Origin of the sequence: Bradyrhizobium sp. ORS 111 (assembly GCF_045571485.1) — a bacterium.
In the GTDB taxonomy this organism is placed as follows: Bacteria; Pseudomonadota; Alphaproteobacteria; order Rhizobiales; family Xanthobacteraceae; genus Bradyrhizobium.
Map to the genome: position 1 here is coordinate 2136636 of NZ_CP120701.1, position 18220 is coordinate 2154855.

Below are 18220 nucleotides of genomic sequence, written 5' to 3' on the forward strand. Positions count from 1 at the left end.
GCGGACGTGAAGGCAGATGTGGCCGCTCGCAGGTTCGGCAGGCGCAAAGCTTCGAGAGCGTGCGCCATCTGGCAGCCAACCGATCGATGGACCATTCTGACTGCATCGGCAGAGCTCGTTCGTGATGGAGCGGGGTGGGGAGCAAGTGGCTGAGCGTTCAGCGTCGGAGCGAATCGTGGATTGTGCCGCGTTCAGTATAGTACGAGTCTACGCAAGAGGGCTTTGGAGGACGAGGTGTCGGATCGGTACATGCTGCTGAACATGATCGAGACCGTTTGTCCCCTGAAACGGCATGGACGTTGCCGACGAAAATCACCTAACCGCGGAAGGCGCACCTCCTGACCTGGCCTACGCTTGTCAGTCACGAACGCGATAGCAAAAAACGCCGCACGAGCGCGCTGGCTTTAGGTCAATGGTCTTCTGCCGATGCCAAGCTGCTCGATGACGAGCTTGGAAATCTTTGTTGGATCGCGAACGCCCGTTGCGCCGATCTCGATGGTCTTTCTCGCGACGATTTCGGCGATCGGGTCATCACGATCGACCAAGCAAAGCGAATGCAGGGTCAATTCATAGGCCGACGTTAGGCGCTCGACTTCGTCCGGTCCGAGGTTGCGGCCCTGGAGCAATTTATTGATGGCAGTCACGACGGCGCTAACCCCGCGACAAAAGTCACTTTTATCGTTCACATGCACGCTGATTCGAAATTTGCATTGAGTACGATGAAGCCGGATGTCTTTGGTTCGGGCGCATCGTCGCTGATGCAGCGTGCACGATCGAAATTGCGCACCATCGACCAAATGATCGGATCTGCTCAACTGGAACGCTTGTGTTCCTCCTTGGCTGCCAGCATCCGCTCGAAGCGATCAGCTTGTGCTTTCGTGAGATTGACGGCCAAGCCGACCCCGATCACCGCTGGCCCCTTACGTTGCCGATCATAAACCATCCACCCGCTTGACCCTTGACGCACTAAGAACCTGGATGGAGGAGGCGCCTCATCGGTATCCTTGTCCGATCGTTGTTTGCCTGGATATTCCATCGTGGCCTCCCAAACAGTGCAATCCAATTCTTTGTACGTAGCGAACCGATCTGCTATCCGGCTGCGCGAAATGTTCGAGCATAGCAAGTGATGAGCGTGTTGTCGGGATCGCCCTTGCGGGCGGGCAAGTGAGGTCTCTATTCCAGACATCCGATCGGAAGAGGCCGGCGGCCAGCAAAAGCCCGCTCTAGCTCATCAGCCAACTGCATGGCGTTCAGTAGCGCCGGCATAGACCGTGCGCTACGATTGCGGCATCTGTAGGCGATCGGCTGCGCAAGTGTTCGCGGCCGGTAGGCGTGATTTCATGCGGCCGACCGTCACACCGGGCACGTTCATCTGATGCTGGGTAATCACTTAACGGGGGCGTTACCGGTCCTGTCCCGCCCGTGGAGCGGAAGCGAGACTGGGGCCGACTGGAATTGCGCTGTCTGGCCAAAAGTGAGCTGGCTGGTTGAAGTGGGCGTGATCGGAGGCTTGTCCGCCAACGCCGGGATCGACGGCATCAGTAGTTGTCGTCTTGTCTCGAAGTCGCCGCCGAGGGGTGCGGCGAGGCTAATTACGGCAGGGTCAAACGGATTAAGAACGCCTGGGTTAGGCTAGCGCCTGTCCGAAGCGTTCGGCCAAACCAGCCTGATTTCGACGGCTCGAAACTTCCATGCTGGTTTCCAGAGCCTCGGCTACTGGATCGGCGGCGAGCACGTTTGCGGCGCGGGACAAAACGATCTTTGATCGATCCGGCCTTTGCCTCCGAATCATTGACCCTGCAGAGCCCGCGGCAACGCAATGCCGGGTCCGTCATCCAACCAAGAAATCTTTCTGACTCGTCAGCTTCTCGAAAGCCGACGCTCCTAACATGAGCGAGATAGAGGTCCCGAGGCCAGTGCTCCGATCTGCAATCTGCATCAAACGGAGGTAATACGTGGAACCTGCTAGCAACGTCAAACCATCAGCGTCAGAAACCGTCGCGACGGCCGACTCTATGCTGCAAAAGCAGCCGGTAGAGCAAACGGCCTTTGAGCAACATCTCAGTGAAGCACAACAGCGCGAGCCGCCGCAAACCGATCCGGCCCCTTCGCGTCGCGGTGTTGCGCCGGGTGTCGCGGAGCACATCGTGGCGGCGGAGGCGCAATCTCCGCGCCTTGTCGTTGTTTCAAACCGCCTTTCCAAGCCTGGTGGGGCCATGACAGGCGGCCTGGCTGCGGCTTTGCTTCCCGCGGTGGAACGTTCCGGAGCGCTCTGGGTCGGGGCCTCGGGCCCGCTGAAAGCCGGCAACCACGAGCTCGGCGAGGGAGCGCTGGTGAAGCTCGATTTACCCGCCGCAGATTATGACCGCTACTACAACGGTTTTTCGAATTCGACACTGTGGCCGGCACTACATTCGCTGAGAGAGCGAATCTCCTTCTCGGAGGACGACTACAAGAGCTATCGTAAGATGAATGCCTTCATGGCGGATGCCCTGCTTGACTACAAGGAGCGGGACGCATTCTGGGTGCATGACTATCATTGGCTCACGCTCGGCGCCGAGCTGCGTGATCGGCGCGTCGACCGGCCGATCGGCTTCTTTCTGCACACGCCATGGCCGGCGCCCGGTGTGATGCAGCTGGTGCGGCCTCATCGCGAACTGATCGAAGCGATGCTTGCGTACGATTTGGCCGGCTTTCAGACCGACGAGGACCGGCAGAATTTCCTTGCCTGCGTCCGTGCCGAGCTCGGGCTGACCCCCAGCGAAGACGGTGTTGTTATCTCGCCCCGTGGCATCACCAGATGCCAAGTGTTCCCAATTGGCATCGATACGGACAAATTTGCACGATATGCTAAAGACGCAAGTTCGAATCCCGATGTCTCCAAGCTGCTGGACGGTCTCAATCGCGAGAAGCTTGCCGTCGGCGTCGACCGGCTGGATTACACCAAGGGCATCGACAATCGTATCCAGGCTGTCGGTCGCGCCTTGGACAAAAAGCCGAAGAGCATCGCGCTTTTGCAGGTCGCCACCAGCTCTCGAGATGGCATTCCGAGCTACAGAGATTATCAGAACGACGTCAAAGCTGTTGTCGACGATGTCAACGCTCGCCACGGCGCGGACGACTGGATGCCGATCCGCTACGAGACCGAGCCTGTCAGTCAGGCGGTGCTCGCGGGTCTCTACCGCGCCGCACGTGTCGGCGTCGTGACCCCCCTGCGTGACGGGATGAATCTCGTAGCGAAAGAATATGTCGCCGCGCAAGACCCAATAAGTCCCGGCGTGCTGGTTCTGTCGAAATATGCCGGCGCGGCCAAGGAGCTCGATGCGGCACTACTAGTCGATCCCAACGATATCGAGGGTATGGCGGAGACGATTGCGAAGGCCATAGAGATGCCGCCCGAACGCCGCCTCGACTCCTACCGCAAGATGATCAAGAAGCTCCAAGACTATCCGATAGGCGCATGGTGGGCCGACTTCGTTGCGAAGCTCGAGGATAGCCGGATCGGCGTAGCCGCGGGCGACTCCATTCCGTTAGACGCGGGAGCTTCCAGTCGCTCAGAGAGCCGGACCATCCACGACGACCCAGCAGGCCCATCGGGTGCGATAGATCACTCGGAACGGGTGTCATATCCGGACGTCGCCGTTCCGGCTACGGTGCCAGCGGATCATTTCGGACATATCGGCTTCCGCTAGATCAATGACGCCGCGCTGCCCCGGGACGTGTTGATCAGTACATTGGACAGAATCTGGGTCCTGCCGGCCACGGGCGAGCCCAGCGCAGATTCAGCGAGCAGCTTGACGCGGCGTAGTTGAGCAAACGCGCCGACCGAGCATGGAATGCATCGACGAGGCGAGCGTAGATCTCCAAGCTCATCATAACCGTCGGAGGGCCAAGGAAGGACCAAGGCGGCGCTGAAGCAGTCTTTGTTGGCGCGCCACACCGGAACAGAGGCCGACTATGTCGAGCTTCTAGAGCATGATCCGGAGCTGGCCTTCCGAAAAGATCATGCTCAAACAAGAAGCTAAAGCGCGATGACGGTTCGACCTCATCTCATCGCGCTTTAGGGTGGTTAGTCCAACGGCCGGAAGATTGCAGCTCCGAACGCTCCGCATTCGTCGCTGGTTAAGTCGGAGCCATGGGTCGGCCCTTTTCAAGCGATCGCGATTCGAGCTCTCGCAATTGGAATCCAAGTGCGAATGTTGGGAGTACCTTTTTGCCTCCCCATTGCGGTATGCTCAGGCGATGAGCTCAATGTTGAAGATTGTAGCGGCAGTGGGAGCGATCTTCCTGGGAGAGGCCCTTTCGATTATCGCGGAGTTGATCGCCTCAAAGGAGTTCGGAAAAGCTGGCGGGAATCTGACGACGCTGCTTCCGATGTTCCTGCTGATCATGCTGGGCGGTATCTTGCTCGTCTGCGGATATGCTCTCGGCTACATGCATCTCAAGAATATTTGGATCATAGTCGCAGTATCGGTGGGATCGATCCTCGTGGTGGAACCGATTCTCTCGTTCTTACTCTTTCGGGACGTGCCGACGATCGGTTCGCTGGTTGGGCTGGCACTGGGCGCACTTGGCACTCTGGCAGCGATATTTTTATAAGCGCTATCTGTGTCAGGCTAAATTACCGTGGTTCTGTGAAAGCGGTGGGTTATGAACCGCTCAATTCGATCGCAGCGGCGGAAATGTATTCTGACCGATGTGGCCGGCTCCTGGGAGCGCTATTGCCGTGAGATTGGAGCCGGGGTCTCACTTCGTTGTTACCCGACGCGGAAACGTTCCAGCCTGGATATCAAGCTGCCGCGCAAGCTTCGAAATTTATCGGGAAGGACCTGCAAGTCTTCAACCGTAGAGCTCTTGCGAGCCAAGCAAAGGGAGCGCTCGCGTCTGATTGACGTGCCATCAACTGGAGGGGGGCCGTCGTTTGGTCCAATGACGTCCGTCGATGCCAAACGGATCGCCGACAACCATAGAGAGCTCCGCTGGATCGCAAACGCCGGTTGTACCGATCTTGGTGCCCTTCCTTGCAATGATTTCCGGCGCAAGGCGATCGTAGGGTTGGTCGAAGGCCGAGCCTCAGATGGCTCAGCTTTGTTTCGGCCCGCGTTTTGTCCTCAGGCGCCCCACTCACGGTCGGGCCCGAAGGCGCTGCTGTCGCGCCAACGAGAGCTCCAAAACAATATGCCACTGATAGTGGTCAGGGATTTTCCTATCGGCGTCAGGAACCGTTCGAGTTCACTTCGGCATAGCCGCCCTTATCGTCCCATTTGTAAACGACATAGTCGAGCTGCTTGATGTCGCCCTTGACGTCATATTCAAGATTGCCGATTACGGTGTCCCAAGAGCTCGCTTTGATCGTATCCATCACCTTCCTTGGATCTATGGTGCCGGCCTTGGCCACGGCTTGAGTCCACACTTGCACCGCCGCATAAGTGTAGAGCGTGTAGCCTTCGGGATCGATGTTCCTGGCCTTGAATTTCTCGACAATCGCGGCCGCCGTCGGCTTCTTGCGTGGGTCCGGTCCGAAGGTGAAGAGCGTGCCCGCACCGGCGGCGCCGGTGATCGAGGCATATTCCTTGTCGGCCAATGCGTCGCCCGACATCAGCGTCGTGTTTAGCCCCTGATCGCGCATCTGACGAAGGATGAGGCCTGCCTCCTGGTGATAGCCGCCGACATAGACGAGATCGATATTGTCTCGCTTCAGGCGCGAGACGATCGCATTAAAGTCCTTGTCGCCCTTGTTATAGGATTCGTACAGCTTTTCGGTAATGCCAGCCGCGTTAAGGGCCTTCTTAGTCTCGTCGGCAAGTCCCTTGCCATAGGTGGTCTTGTCATTGAGGATAGCGATATTCTTGCCCTTGAAGTTCTTGGCGATGAAGCGGCCGGCAACCAGACCCTGCTGGTCGTCACGCCCGCAGACGCGCGCTACGTTCCAAAGCTTGCGGTCAGTCAAGAGTGGATTGGTCGAAGCCGGCGTGATCTGCAACACGCCGCCGTCGGCATAGGCGTCCGACGCTGGGATCGAGGATGAAGAGCAAAAATGTCCGGCTACGAACGGGATCTTGGCTCCGGCGACCTTTTCCGCCACCGAGCGTGCCTGCTTGGGATCGCAAGCATCGTCCTCGACGTCGAGCACGAGCTTCTTGCCGAGCACGCCGCCAGATGCGTTGATATCGGCGACCGCCATTTCGGCGCCGCTCTTCATTTGCCGGCCGAAGGCCGACTCACCGCCGGTTATGGGTCCCGCAACGGCGATGGTGATGTCTTCCGCGAACACCGCTGTGGAGAACGCGAAGGATGCACCAAGTGCGAGGCCGATGAGGTCGAATAATTTCATGAATGGTCCTCACAAAGTGAAGGCAATGGCGAGTGAGCACGAGTGGAGCAGTGCGCTGGCGGCTGCGGTCGCGCTAGATCACTGTTGATGACGCCGGCTTCATCGTGCATCAAACCCCTCGATCGCGTCCCGGAAAAGAGCAGCAGTCCTGTCTTGTCTCGCTAGGAGGACATCTGCCTCTCTCAAATGACCAAGCTTCTGGTCGCGAAGGCATCTGCAGAAAGCTTGGCCGAAAAGAGAGAACCTCTGCAGGCGTCGGGACAGAAGAACGAACCAGCGCGCATGTGCCAAGCAACGATTGAACGTTAAGCGCGCTCGCCGGTGCCAACTTTACGCGACCCGTCTCATGCTGGCCAGTCAACGCCTCAAAGGTGTCCATGCGAATATTAGCTGAGTTGGCCGTCCAGAAAAGAAATAGGTTTGTACGAAACGTACACGGAGCGCGTCTTTGATTGTTGGCGTCAGTCGCGGCCGACAACCGCAGCAACGGAGTTTCCCTGAAGTCAGGAGTTCTTCACCAGTGCCGTGTTGAGTGGCGTCAGCTTCTTCACCATCACGCTCAAGGTGGGGCTATAGTCTGCTAAATTACCAGATGGGGGCCCGAGAGGGGATTGGGGATTGTCATATACTCATTCAGTAGCTGCGGACTGCGCCAGTTATTTCAAACAGACCATAGCCAGGTTGAAGCGAGACGACCTCATTATTGCAGTCGCACTGCTCGTCTTCTTTGTGGTCAGTATCGTCTCGCTCATGGTCGCCGGAGCGACGTTTCGCAACATGCAATTTTGGCCGTCAGACAATATGTCGCCGGACGCGCTAGTTGGAGTGGGCGCAATGATGCTGTTCATTCCAGCCTTTGCCGTCGCGCGGTTCTCGTTCGGCTACATCGTCGCATTCTTTCTGCTGTCGGCTGTGCTCGGTTACGTCTGGCTCTCCTTCTATTCCGGATTCGACTATCCTCATGCCTTGGCGCGGTGGTCGATGTTTGGAGCGCTCGTCGGTGCCGCGACGCCGCTGCTGTTCGTGAATTTTGAGATTTCACGGCCTGCCGTCACGGAGGATGCATCGCGCCGAATAGCGCTCGCGCTTGCAGCGATCGCGGTCTTGGTGCTCGCTGCGGATGCCTCTTATGGCCTCACGTTCGGCAGCCCGCTTGGCGCCGACCGCAATTCGGTCACCCGCCCGCTTGTGCTGAACTACCTGACGGGTATCGTGATCTCGGGGATATTGCCGTATCTGTTCGCCTGGTTTGCGAGCGGCAGGCAGCCGATTGCGGCGTTCCTGGTGCTTGTCCTAACGGCTGCGTACTATCCCATCGCTGTCAATAAAACCGTATTGCTGCTGCCGCTTTGGCTGCCGATCGTGTTCTTGCTCTACGCGCGGCTCAATCCAAGGCTCGCGACGATCCTGTCGCTGCTAATTCCGATGGTCATAGGTCTCACACAATATGAGCTCGTTCGGCTGTATTCTCCGAACGATCCTTATTACTTGTTTGGGGTCTTCAATCTACGCATGATCAGTGTTCCGGCACTGGCCATAGACCATTATGCGAATTTCTTTCACGATCACGCGCTGACGAACTTTTGCCAAATCTCATTGGTGCGCGCCCTCATGGGCTGCCGATACGGCGAGCTTGGACCCGTCATGGCGCAAGTCTACCGCGCTGGCAACTTCAATGCCTCGTTCCTGGCGACGGAAGGAATTGCGTCGGTTGGGCTTCAATGGACGCCGGTGGCGGCGCTGATTTGCGGTACTATCTTGTCGATCGGTTCGCTTGCGAGCCGCCATCTGTCGCCGCCGTTTATTGCCGCGTCGTCGGCGGCAGCGGCAGAGGTCCTCGTGAACGTCCCACTGTCGACTGCGATGGTCTCAAATGGGCTTGCGTTACTATTCCTGCTTTGGTGGCTGACACCGCCCACCCCACTCGTTCGGGAGCAGCCTCAAAATGGAATCGTGGCAAGTCTTGGCCTGGCCGGAGATTGAGACCACCAAAGGCAGCAGCCCTGCAGTTCTGTCCGTGTCGACGGCAAGCGGCCTACATGGGCCGCTTTGGTTCGAGGCGGGATAGGGCTCGTCAGCTCCTCGCAGCTAAGCTTGGTCGTTGCGTCTTCTTCAGGTGATCTGATGGGATGGGTGTGCGCAATTTCAACATAACGGCTTGGGCGCACGTGCCTCAGCCAGTCGCGCAAGAGGAGCAAGCGAAATGCCCGGAGGCGGCTTTCCAACGGGCGCCCGTTTCTGCCCGATGATCTCTGTCGGTGCTATCCGCATCTGTCCAACTCGGACTGGAGGTTGATCGAGCGTGCGATCGGTGCCGCTTTTGCGAGCGGGGAGGTGGATTCGGCATTCGGTAGGCCAACCATCTGGCCAGATAGCCTTGGCTCTGAGGGTCTGTCGATGTCCGGGGCTCGATGACGCTGAATTGCGCGCTTACGTAAAGGCGGGACACAATCGTGGCACGCATTTGCCCACCGGGTTGAATGACCTTCGTAAGTTCCGTGACCAATCTGCAGATGCGGCGAGCCGCGGCCTCGAAGTTGGCCCCCTGCAGTCGGGCTTCATCCTGGATGTTCGAAATGACTTCATGGGCCCTCCGGCAAAGCGTCAACGATTGCGGAAATAATGAGCCCGCACAATTGACAGTCTCGGTCAGCCTGGGATGAGCGTCAGCCAGGGCGAGGTGGCGAGGCCGCGTCGTTGGCGCTCGTCGACCCTGAACTCTTCACCTTCGATCCGGCCCAGTTCCCTCCAGGCGAGCTTCGGTCCTTGCTAGGTGATGAACCCGCCGCGGCGCCACTCTTCAGCGTCGATCCGGGGACTTCAGTTCCGCCCCAGATGAGCTTCGGTGATTGCTGGAAGATGAACCCGTCACATCGCGCGCCTTCCTTGTCGGTCCAGAGGACTTCAGCTTGCCTCCAGGTGAGCTTCGGTCGTCGTTGGAGGATCACTCCGCCCCGTTCGTCAATTTGGGTTCGGCAGATCAGCCGGGCTTCGACCGCAGTCCGCCGCCGGCTCTATCTCTGTATCTTCCCCAGGGCTGGCCGCACTGGGACCAGTGGGCGCCGGAAGACCTCAAGGAAGGAATGCGCTTGCACAACGTGCCAGCCGCGGCTGACCCAAACAAAAATCTAACTCTTCGGGACGTGAACTACACGGCCACTATCGGACCGGCAGGTCTGGAGCACGAAATTGTTCTCCGTAGGACTTGAGCAGAGTCGCCGCCCATCCTGGTTGGAGCTCAGCGAGGCTTCTCGGCCATCCAGCGAACGTTCATATGGTCCGACCACTGCTGTTCGAGCAAGGCGCAAAGCGCGTTGCGTGCTAACGGACCGCCTTATCTCGGAATGACACTAAGAGAGAACGAGAGAGTAACTTGTACTTCGGCCTTCCCCGTGTCTTTGAGGAGGATGTCCAGAAGTTTCGCCCGGCGGCGGTGATGCCCTCGAAAAGTTTGAAGAAATCGCCGTCTTGGGCATGCGCGCTGTGGAGCGAGGATGGGTGGCTGCAAGCACAGGTGCCGCAGCCGAACGACGCAAAAGCGAGGAACTGCCGTACCCAGCATCGATGTATCGGCTCTGCGTAGCTTTCGAAGCGCGCCGAAAACGAAACGCCCGGTACCTCCTGTGCGACTGCAACCAATGCACAAATTCTAGGCGAGCGATAGCAGCAGGAGTGGCGTTCTAGGCGACCGGCCCGTAGGAGCACGGGACACTCTTCCCCTGGCCTGCCGAGTTGGATAGCATCACAACCTTGAAGAGAGAAGAGCATGGCGAGCAGGCTTGAACGCGTCGAGAGGGTAGAGAGATCCGCAATTCTTCGGCGCCTCCGTCGCGTGCAGGCGTGGCGCAGGGCTCGCCTCCAGCGGCTCTTGGCCGATCCTGATATAGCGAAGAACGACCCGGAGCGACGCAAGTCCATCAAGGCGGCGCAGCACTATACGGCGGTCTCGATGCGCGCCAAAGCCATTCAGATCGGACTGATAGATCGCTAGTGCGGCACGCCCAGCCGCCCGCATGGCACGCCGGGACTGGACGATGTTCAACGGCCTTTCGGCCGTCCAAGATGTCGTATCATCGATTGCGGGATCAGCTATCGGAGTGCTTCCGAGCATTGGGGCGTTGGTGATGTTCTCGCCACAGGATCACGCTTTCGCGCGATCAAGATGTGCTTCTGAAGCAACTTTCGAATGCCCGGTAGTAGCGTTCTTCATCGCTAGTACCCACTTTTCTTGGATCGTGAGTCGTGATTCAAGATATGGATGATACCCAAAGCGAGAGAAGTCCACCTTTCGAGGGAGATCGCAAGGTGCTTGTGGCGTGCTGTCATTCGCCAGTGACGTTCCAGGCCGATTTGGAGTGGGTGCGGATAGTTCTTTTGGCGCCGGCCGAGCGCAGCACGCGGTCGATCGACAAGGAAGTTGGATCCAAACACGGATCGTTAACCTTTGGCGGCATCGCTATGCCGACCATGGCCTTGAAGGGTCTGAAGGACATGCCGCGGTCTGACAAGCAGCCGATCTATACGAAGACGACCGACAAGCGAATTCTGAAGCTGTCGGACAAGCTACCCCAGCAAAGTTTGCGCGCTGGACCGGCGCTCTGCTGGCCGAGGCGCCAGGGGATGTTGACGTCCAATATGTCTGGCGGTTTGTGCGCAGCCACCAGGTTGACTTATCGACTCGCAAGCCCTCATGTGAGAGCAACGACCCGAACTTTACGGCCAAAGCCGCCGATGTTGTCGGCCCTATGTTGCCCCGCCCGCGAACGCCATTGTGCTGTGCGTGGTCGAGAAGCCCTCGATCCAGGCTTTGGAGCGAGCGCAGGGTTATCTGAAGTTGTTCGATGACCGCGCCTTGATCGGCCAGAGCCACGATTACAAGCGTGCATGGCACGACAACATTATTTGCCGCGCTCGAAGTCGCCACCGGAAAGATCATCGCGACCTAGAATACGCGGATGGCCTAACCTAGGCAGCGACCTCATCATCACGGCCAAACTCGATCGCACCTTCGGACCGGACGCGCATGCGCCCGGCACGCTCGACTTCCAAATAGCTGAAAGCGGGCGCGCCAGTCCCGGCCGATTCGGCAATAGTCGATAGCTCGCCTGGACTGCGAAGGTCAGTGGCCGGAATCCGATGGCGAATGAGTTCGAGAGTCCGTCACCATCTCGGGCGTATCGGAGTTGATTCTTACCTTCTTGATCGGTGTATGATCTTGCGGTGCGCGAGCCGTATTCGGATTATCCACGCTGGCTGTCCAATAATCAGCTAGATTGCCGCCCAGAAACAAGACCTCGGTCTCCTCGCTCGGTATTCCCCCTAACCAATCTCGCAGCTCCTCATCTCCGGGAGCATGCCCACGCTCTAGAATATCGTTGATCTTTTTGATCGGCCAGGCGGTGACGCTTGGTACCGTATAAGTGTGCAGCTTCTTAGCGTTTTTTGCAATTGCGTTCGCGCCATTCTCGCTATGGTCCTTTGAAAGGAGCAGTCGCGAGGGGGTCTGGCACAATGACACAAAAGCACTCTCTGTAAGGCCTTTCGTGTGCCATACCGCGAGGCGCGCCATATCAATTTCGTCCTCTCTTTCGTCGTCCGAGCAGATAGCAGCCTTATAAACATGCGGGCTAGCCTGAGCACGCAAACCCGCTAGGGAACGCACATGCGCGATGGCACTCACCTTTTCGTCTAGAATCGGCTCACAATCGATGTTCTCGTTCTGAAAACGGTGCAGCGACAGATATGATGATGCCACCACATCGTCGAAAATGCGCTTGCCGTCGACACTGCCGGCAGAAGATCCGGTGGTTCGTGGCCACTGTGTTGCTCGCTGCGCAGCGAGTTTGATCTCGTTCTTCAGCGCCTTAACGCTCGCTCCGGCCAGCGATGCCGCAAGTTCGGCGCGCCCTCTCACAAAGGATGCGGCCGGGCAGCGCTCGCTTTCCCGGATGGCGCTCGCTCTCCGATTGCCCGTCGTCATGGTCGAGGGTGATCCAATCCGGAAATCCATGGAAGCGGCAGCTGAATCTGATGTTGAGCGCAGTTCACTCAGCTGCTGCTCAAAGTCCGCTTGATCCGGGGACGGGTATGCTAGTGAGCTGGTTTGTAGGCTTAGTCTGCCCGGCTCTTGCTGCGTCCGCTGCTGCTGGGTCAAGCGTTCTATTGTGTTCTGTGGATCGATGTTCATCTGCTCCCCTCGCGCGCGGATCGTTCGGTTTGATCTTGGCAGGTGCGGCTTTCGAGAAGCTGACAAATGAGGAAAGCATGCGGCCGCCAACTTTTCGGGGGGGCTTCCCGGTCGGCTAGCCACGCTGCGGGAGAGCGTCCCACGAACTGCGTACGCCAGGTAATCCGGCGCATTCGCGTGCCTGATGGGTCATGGGATGACGTTGCGGCTGTGTAACTCATCTGCCAAATAGTTTAGCAGCCGCTGGGAGTGTGCTCGCAGCCGTGCTGCCCCATCCTTTTTACGGGCTGGAAGTCGCGCAGAGCCTCGGAACGAAGCCACAGCTAGCAAAGTATCGCGGCAGAGAAGTGACGGAAGCGAAGAATGCTGCGCGCAATCGGCACATAATCTGCCGAGCATCTGCTCCAGCGCTTTGTGTTCCCCAGCTACTTCCAGCAGGAGCGAGCCTAACCGGTGGGCACCGGCCTAGCCCAACCAAGCGGCCGGCATGCCTTCAACGAAGAGGTCCGTCTCAGTTGGCCGCCATCGGGACCGCATCGTCCAGAACGCTTCCCAGTACCCTTTATTTTGGGACGATCTTGCAGGCCCCATGCTGGTATTCCACCAATAGAAGCTGCTCGTGCCGGCTCCGACTTAACCGGTCAGTGTTTCCTTAAATAGGCAATCCGGCAGGCGCGTCGGACTGGCCAACTTGGCTCACTTAAGCGCGTCAGCTTGTCGACAGCTAATCCCGATAGAGCGAGAACCAGAGAGCGACCCTATCTGCTCAGGATTGCGAACCGACTCAAACCGAGAGGGGACATGGACCCGTTTAACAGCATCAACCCATTCGACCGAGACTTTGCTGCTTACAACGCCGCGGTGCCACAACCGCAACAGCAGCAAGCGGAGTTTGAGCCGTACTTGGATGAAGTGCCGCAGCTTGATACCACTGCCGTCGACGGGATTCCCGTTTCTCCAGATCGCTACAATCCTCATCTGTCTGATGAAGACCATAGATTCACCGAGGCGTCGGAACTTGGGGACCATACTGCACGCGGTCCTCATCCCCCGGACGCAGTCACTAGACGCGTTGGGGACGCCGCTTCTCAGCGCAGCGCGTCGCGTGAAGCTTTGAACTGGCCTAAGGAGATGACTGCCGAAGGTCACGATCAGGATCCGCCGCGAGCTATAACGGGCGAATCGTCTCTCAAGCCAGCCGCGCGCGATCACCAAACACCGGATCCCGGAGAAGCCGTTCGTCACTCCAACTGGAGCTACGGTTCCCAGCCGGCTCACAACGAGCTGACCGGGAGCCTCCCCCTTTCAAGTCACGCGGCTCGCGTGGGTGAGGATTACAGCCGGCAGTTGTGTCCTGCGAAGAGGCAGAGGACGCTAGGCCATGCGGAACTGGATGCTATTGAGCGCCAGCTGAGCGAGCCGGGCAATTCAATAGCTCGTGTGCTGATGGAAAGCGCAGGCGCACCGTCGCCTTTCGGGCCAGCGGTCGATTCGCCATTGGTCCTTCCTGAGGAAGGTTACGATCAGGATCAGCTGTGGGCGATGGTGGAAGACGTCGGCCCATCATCGTCTCTCGAGCCAACCGCGCGCCATCAGCAGACCCTGGATTCAGGAGCCGTCGTTCGTCCCTTCAACTTCCGGCAAGGCGACCAGCACGTGTTGGCTGCGCCTGACGGTAGCAGCATTCCGCCGAGCCAGGACAGCCGACCCAACAGTTTCCTGGTTCACACTGACCGCTACACCGCGCTGTTCGTGCCCGCGGCGGCGATGAGGCGAAGCGCCCCACTCAATCCGCCAGGCGCTGCCATTCGTCGCGGATCTCGATTGGAAAGCGTTCCGCAGCCTAGCGCGCGGCCGGCGAATCCGGCCTCGCCAGCGCGGCTTGGACGGTCGACGGAGCAAGCCGCCCCGGCGTCCTCCAGGGCTGAGAGGACGTCCCCCGCGGTCCGCGAGATTTATGCAGCATCATGGGCCGTTCCCGAGGGCTTTTCGCACGGCACCCAACCCGCCCCGCCCACGATGATTTCGAAGCTCGGCCGCTGGGGCCTCCTGCCGGACGCGGCGCAGCCGGAAAAACAATATGACATTCGCGGCGAGCGCTATACCGCCCTCTTGGGTCCGGGAGGGCCCAACGACGTTCGGCTCATCCATTATCCACGAATGTAGACGCCGAGGAACACTCGACACTAGGAGCCCGTCCAGATAGCTCTGATAGCGGGGTTGTTATTGGACGGCAGCTTGCTCCAGCGACTCTGCGACCTTGGCAATGGGGCGGGCGGTGCAAATGAGCGCTGCCCGTCCCGATGAACTTGCGCGCAACATCGCTCAGCGACTCCTCGTTGAGCCGAAAGCCATCGTCCCTTTATTGTTTGGGAAGAGCCAATGGCCAAAGCTGCGAAGAAAACCTAACGCGTTCTTGGCCACGCCTTGACCGACCAGAGCCACGATTACAAGCGGCATGGCACGACAACATTAATCGCCGCGCTCGAAGTCGCCACCGGAAAGATCATCGCGACGCATTCAAAACGCCGGCGCCGCGTCGAATTTCTCGATTTCATGAACAGCCTCACCGCGGCTTTTCCGAACCGGAAGCTTCACGTCATCCTCGACAACCTCAACACCCACAAGAAGAGCGAGGACTGGCAAGGCCCACCCAACGTGCAATTACATTTCACGGCGACAAGAGTGTCCTGGTTCAATCAGGTCGAGGTGTGGTTTTCGATCTTGCAGGGGCAGTCGCTCAGCGACACCTCCTTCGCAAGCCTCAAGCAGCTGCAGGATCACATCGATGCCTACGTCAACGCGTAGAACGACAGATACGAACCCTTCGTCTGGACCAAGAAAAAGGTCCATCAACGCCGTTTCAAAGGACGCCGTATCACTCAGCTCTGATTCCGTGTACTAGACGCGTGATCCCCGCCCCGTCGCGCGCGTATCCCCGATACGTGCTGCGCCTGTCTCGCACACGCGATTAACCACAGCTCAGCGCGCATTAAGCGATCAGCATTGCGCGGTGGCGAACAGAGTGAGACTTCGCTCTCATCCTGATTGATTGTCGCGCCATACAGCATCTCCCGGTCTGGTTTCTCAGGTTTGGGCTGGCGTGACCTTTTCGACTGTCGCGCTGCCGAAAGTTCTTGCCAATTGCAGGAAGTTCGCAAGGAGCTCGTCTCCTCCTTGGGTCAGTATCGATTCCGGATGAAACTGTACGCCATAGGTTGGTTGATGGCGATGGGCCAAAGCCATGATCTCACCTTCAGCTGAACGGGCTGTCACCATGAGATCCTGCGCGCATGGCTCAGTGAGTTCGACGATCAGAGAATGGTAGCGCCCGACGCAAAGCGGAGACTGTAATCCCTTAAACAGCCCCCGGCCGTCATGGGTTATGCACGAGGGCCGGCCATGCATGGGGCGACGCGCGCGCGCCACGCGCCCGCCGAAAGCGCTTCCAACGCACTGGTGCCCGAGGCAGATCCCGAGAATTGGGACGCGACCGGAGAGCTCGCGGACCACGGCGGTGGATATCCCAGCCTCCATAGGCGTGCGGGGACCGGGCGAGATGACGACTGCCTGTGGCTTGAGGCCGAGGACGTCGCCGACGGTGACCGCGTCATTTCGGATCACTTGCGCCTCTTCCCCGAGCTTACGGACATGGCGGGCAATATTGAAGACGAAGGAGTCGTAGTTATCGATGATGACGATCAAAATGCACCAAATGTTGAGACGCGAAAGCGTCAACGATTCGCTGTGCCTTTGCGAGCGCCTCTTCATATTCGGCCTCCCGACCAGGCATCGCCATTATCCCGCGGCGTGCATGCAGCGCGGCCAGGTCATTGTCGATCATCATACTGCGGATCGCAATGTTCCTACCCATGAGCCCATTCAACCCGTGAAGCCGATCATGCCGCAATATACGTCTCGCGCCGCTCGTTCGATATCCGCAATGATTCCCATCAATCGCATCGTTGACGCTCCAGTTCGCGGAACTGTCCGGAAGCGAAGCTCAGAGCACTCTGCGTCTTGGTCTGCTGCAGTGCGGCGCCTGACCATCGAGCCGAAGTGGTTCGCCGACGCACAGGATTCGAGGTGGCACAGCGCAAGGAACTTCCATCAACCGCCGCCAGTGTAACGGCGGATAGATCGTTGCGCAGCGGGTCAACGATCGGCCACTGTCCTTTTCGGACGGAAGCGGGATTTTAGCACGGCGTCGGTTTGCCTTGGAGTTCCAGAATGTGCGATCGTGCCCTTGACGGAGCGCGCTTCCATGCGTCGTCCGTCGAGTCTCAGGAATCGTTCCGGCGATGCAATTGTCAGCTTGCCCTGGCCCAGCAGCGCTGCAAAGCGCGCTGGATTCGACGACCGCAGCCCGCAGTAGAAGGCAAGCTGATCCAATGAGGTCGACAGCTGTGCGCAAAGAGTGCTGCCCAGCGTTCACCTGGAAGACGTCGCCTGCCAGAATCGAGGTCGACGACGTGTTGGAACGCTGCAATTAGTTTTGCCGGCTGAAAGTTCGAATGCCACGGGTCGGTTGAGCTGGAGCCCCAATTCTGCGGCGAGCTCGGGCTAGCGGGGCGAGCTGCCGTCGGCGCGACTACGCCAACGCTGGCTCCGCCGTGCAGCGTCCTGTTCGGGCCGTCCGGCGGAAACAATCCTGCGCAATCATGATGGCCTCGAAGCTGACGACCAGCCCATAGATGCGCAGGATTGATTGAGACAAGCGCTGACGGGCGATTGCCGGGATCGGCAAGTCGTTCTGACGTCCTGTTCAGATGACAGGCAAAAAAGCCTGCAGGCATCTCTGGAACAGAAGCAAATCGGTCAATGCTCTTACGGATACTTGGCGAGCAAAGAACTCTCCATGAATCGTCCTCGATAGCATCTCCGTTGCAACCGCCCTCCGTCCGCAACCATGTAGGTTCAGAACGGCTTGCAGGCCGGATATGAGTAGCCGCCGAGCAGCTCATGCCTTGCTGCGCTATCGAGAAACGCAAGATCAGGCGATTGCTCGAGACGTCGCATTGCTGCGGCAGGCTCGATTCACCGCAGTTGCCGTCAATGACCAACGAGTGGAGCGCTGCGAGAGGTCTCCCATTGGGTGGTCTTGCGCGACGGTGACCATCGTCCGCGACTTGCAAGCCATCGAGACCGGTTTCAAACTATTCCCGCCGGTGGACCCGGCTGACTGCCAGCGGACCGATGCGTGCAGTCACTTAGCTCATGTCGGCGTCGAAGCCGGGCGCGCATTGGTCGATACATCGTAGTCCGCGGCAAACCGCAGCTCACGGAGTGGTCGCACCCGCCTGATTGATTCCTGGTACAGATGATGCGCTTTGTAGGCCGCGAGTTCCGTCTCGTTGTCGAACTCACCGTAAACCACGACATCGATATCGTTGCCGAGGGCATCGCTCTTGCGGTTACGTGCAACCTCAAGCCGGCGCGCATGTGGGATTGTAGTGAGAAGCGATAGGCCTTCGATGATTTGCTCGATATGGGCCCTATCCTTCGCGGAGAACAAGACGATGTGACGAATCATGGAAGCCCTAAAGGAGGAGTGATGCCGCAAGGAGGCCGCATAACTATCTTGAGAGCCGGGCCGCCGCAATGGCCGCAGCCATAGGGACCGCGCTAGACCGCTCAAGGGCTTGGCGCTAGCGATGTTGCCCGCAGTCTGCCTTGGTACTTGCAACGACCTTATTTCG

General features: G+C 58.7%; 11 protein-coding genes and 2 pseudogenes. 6 read left to right on the plus strand and 7 right to left on the minus strand.

What is annotated here, in order from left to right:
• Window positions 1-404: 404 nt before the first annotated feature.
• Complete coding sequence (locus P6U30_RS09830) at window positions 405-644, minus strand: hypothetical protein (protein WP_280973384.1); 240 nt, start codon at window positions 642-644, stop codon at window positions 405-407.
• Between the two features lie 167 nt (window positions 645-811).
• Entirely contained in the window at window positions 812-1036 is a 225-nt protein-coding gene (locus P6U30_RS09835; RefSeq protein ID WP_280980755.1) for a hypothetical protein, read from the minus strand.
• A 1180-nt stretch (window positions 1037-2216) separates the two neighbouring features.
• Between P6U30_RS09835 and P6U30_RS09840 the strand changes: the two genes are divergently transcribed.
• Both P6U30_RS09840 and P6U30_RS09845 read left to right on the plus strand, forming a co-directional pair.
• Window positions 2217-3692 (plus strand): trehalose-6-phosphate synthase, encoded by a 1476-nt coding sequence (locus tag P6U30_RS09840; RefSeq protein ID WP_407152472.1) that lies wholly within the window; start codon window positions 2217-2219, stop codon window positions 3690-3692.
• A gap of 559 nt (window positions 3693-4251) precedes the next feature.
• Window positions 4252-4599, plus strand: a complete 348-nt coding sequence (locus tag P6U30_RS09845; protein ID WP_280973382.1) for a hypothetical protein — start codon at window positions 4252-4254, stop codon at window positions 4597-4599.
• Between the two features lie 616 nt (window positions 4600-5215).
• Here P6U30_RS09845 and P6U30_RS09850 read toward each other — a convergent pair.
• A complete protein-coding gene (locus P6U30_RS09850; RefSeq protein WP_407151066.1) occupies window positions 5216-6334 on the minus strand; it encodes a branched-chain amino acid ABC transporter substrate-binding protein in 1119 nt (372 codons plus the stop codon).
• A gap of 618 nt (window positions 6335-6952) precedes the next feature.
• Here P6U30_RS09850 and P6U30_RS09855 point away from each other — a divergent pair.
• Window positions 6953-8317, plus strand: coding sequence for a hypothetical protein (locus P6U30_RS09855; protein ID WP_407151067.1), 1365 nt, complete (start codon window positions 6953-6955; stop codon window positions 8315-8317).
• Window positions 8318-10592: 2275 nt separating this feature from the next.
• Window positions 10593-11277 (plus strand): annotated as a pseudogene (locus P6U30_RS09860) (IS630 family transposase); the annotation flags it as partial.
• Window positions 11278-11453: 176 nt separating this feature from the next.
• Here the strand turns inward: P6U30_RS09860 and P6U30_RS09865 are convergent.
• Window positions 11454-12521 carry a hypothetical protein gene (locus tag P6U30_RS09865; protein ID WP_407169073.1) on the minus strand — a complete coding sequence of 356 codons (1068 nt, stop codon included), beginning with the start codon at window positions 12519-12521 and terminating at the stop codon, window positions 11454-11456.
• An 801-nt stretch (window positions 12522-13322) separates the two neighbouring features.
• On the opposite strand from P6U30_RS09865, the gene P6U30_RS09870 reads away from it, so the two are divergent.
• Together P6U30_RS09870 and P6U30_RS09875 are read left to right on the plus strand one after the other, a co-directional pair.
• Entirely contained in the window at window positions 13323-14687 is a 1365-nt protein-coding gene (locus P6U30_RS09870) for a hypothetical protein (RefSeq protein ID WP_407169074.1), read from the plus strand.
• Between the two features lie 252 nt (window positions 14688-14939).
• Window positions 14940-15413, plus strand: a pseudogene (locus tag P6U30_RS09875) (IS630 family transposase); the annotation flags it as partial.
• Window positions 15414-15608: 195 nt separating this feature from the next.
• Here P6U30_RS09875 and P6U30_RS09880 read toward each other — a convergent pair.
• The 3 genes from P6U30_RS09880 to P6U30_RS09890 all read right to left on the minus strand — a co-directional run bounded on the left by P6U30_RS09880 (window position 15609) and on the right by P6U30_RS09890 (window position 18054).
• Window positions 15609-16226, minus strand: a complete 618-nt coding sequence (locus P6U30_RS09880; RefSeq protein WP_280984935.1) for an aminodeoxychorismate/anthranilate synthase component II — start codon at window positions 16224-16226, stop codon at window positions 15609-15611.
• Between the two features lie 450 nt (window positions 16227-16676).
• Window positions 16677-16913, minus strand: a complete 237-nt coding sequence (locus P6U30_RS09885; RefSeq protein WP_348637525.1) for a chorismate-binding protein — start codon at window positions 16911-16913, stop codon at window positions 16677-16679.
• Between the two features lie 823 nt (window positions 16914-17736).
• Window positions 17737-18054: a Dabb family protein gene (locus P6U30_RS09890; RefSeq protein WP_280973376.1), complete on the minus strand. Its 318-nt coding sequence runs from the start codon at window positions 18052-18054 to the stop codon at window positions 17737-17739.
• Between the last annotated feature and the right edge of the window lie 166 nt (window positions 18055-18220).

Excerpts from the sequence above, each read along its gene's own strand:
- P6U30_RS09890 (WP_280973376.1), bottom strand. The coding sequence starts at position 18,054 with ATGATTCGTCACATCGTCTTGTTCTCCGCGAAGGATAGGGCCCATATC.
- P6U30_RS09835 (WP_280980755.1), bottom strand. The coding sequence starts at position 1,036 with ATGGAATATCCAGGCAAACAACGATCGGACAAGGATACCGATGAGGCG.
- P6U30_RS09840 (WP_407152472.1), top strand. The coding sequence starts at position 2,217 with ATGACAGGCGGCCTGGCTGCGGCTTTGCTTCCCGCGGTGGAACGTTCC.
- P6U30_RS09845 (WP_280973382.1), top strand. The coding sequence starts at position 4,252 with ATGTTGAAGATTGTAGCGGCAGTGGGAGCGATCTTCCTGGGAGAGGCC.
- P6U30_RS09870 (WP_407169074.1), top strand. The coding sequence starts at position 13,323 with ATGGACCCGTTTAACAGCATCAACCCATTCGACCGAGACTTTGCTGCT.
- P6U30_RS09865 (WP_407169073.1), bottom strand. The coding sequence starts at position 12,521 with ATGAACATCGATCCACAGAACACAATAGAACGCTTGACCCAGCAGCAG.
- P6U30_RS09850 (WP_407151066.1), bottom strand. The coding sequence starts at position 6,334 with ATGAAATTATTCGACCTCATCGGCCTCGCACTTGGTGCATCCTTCGCG.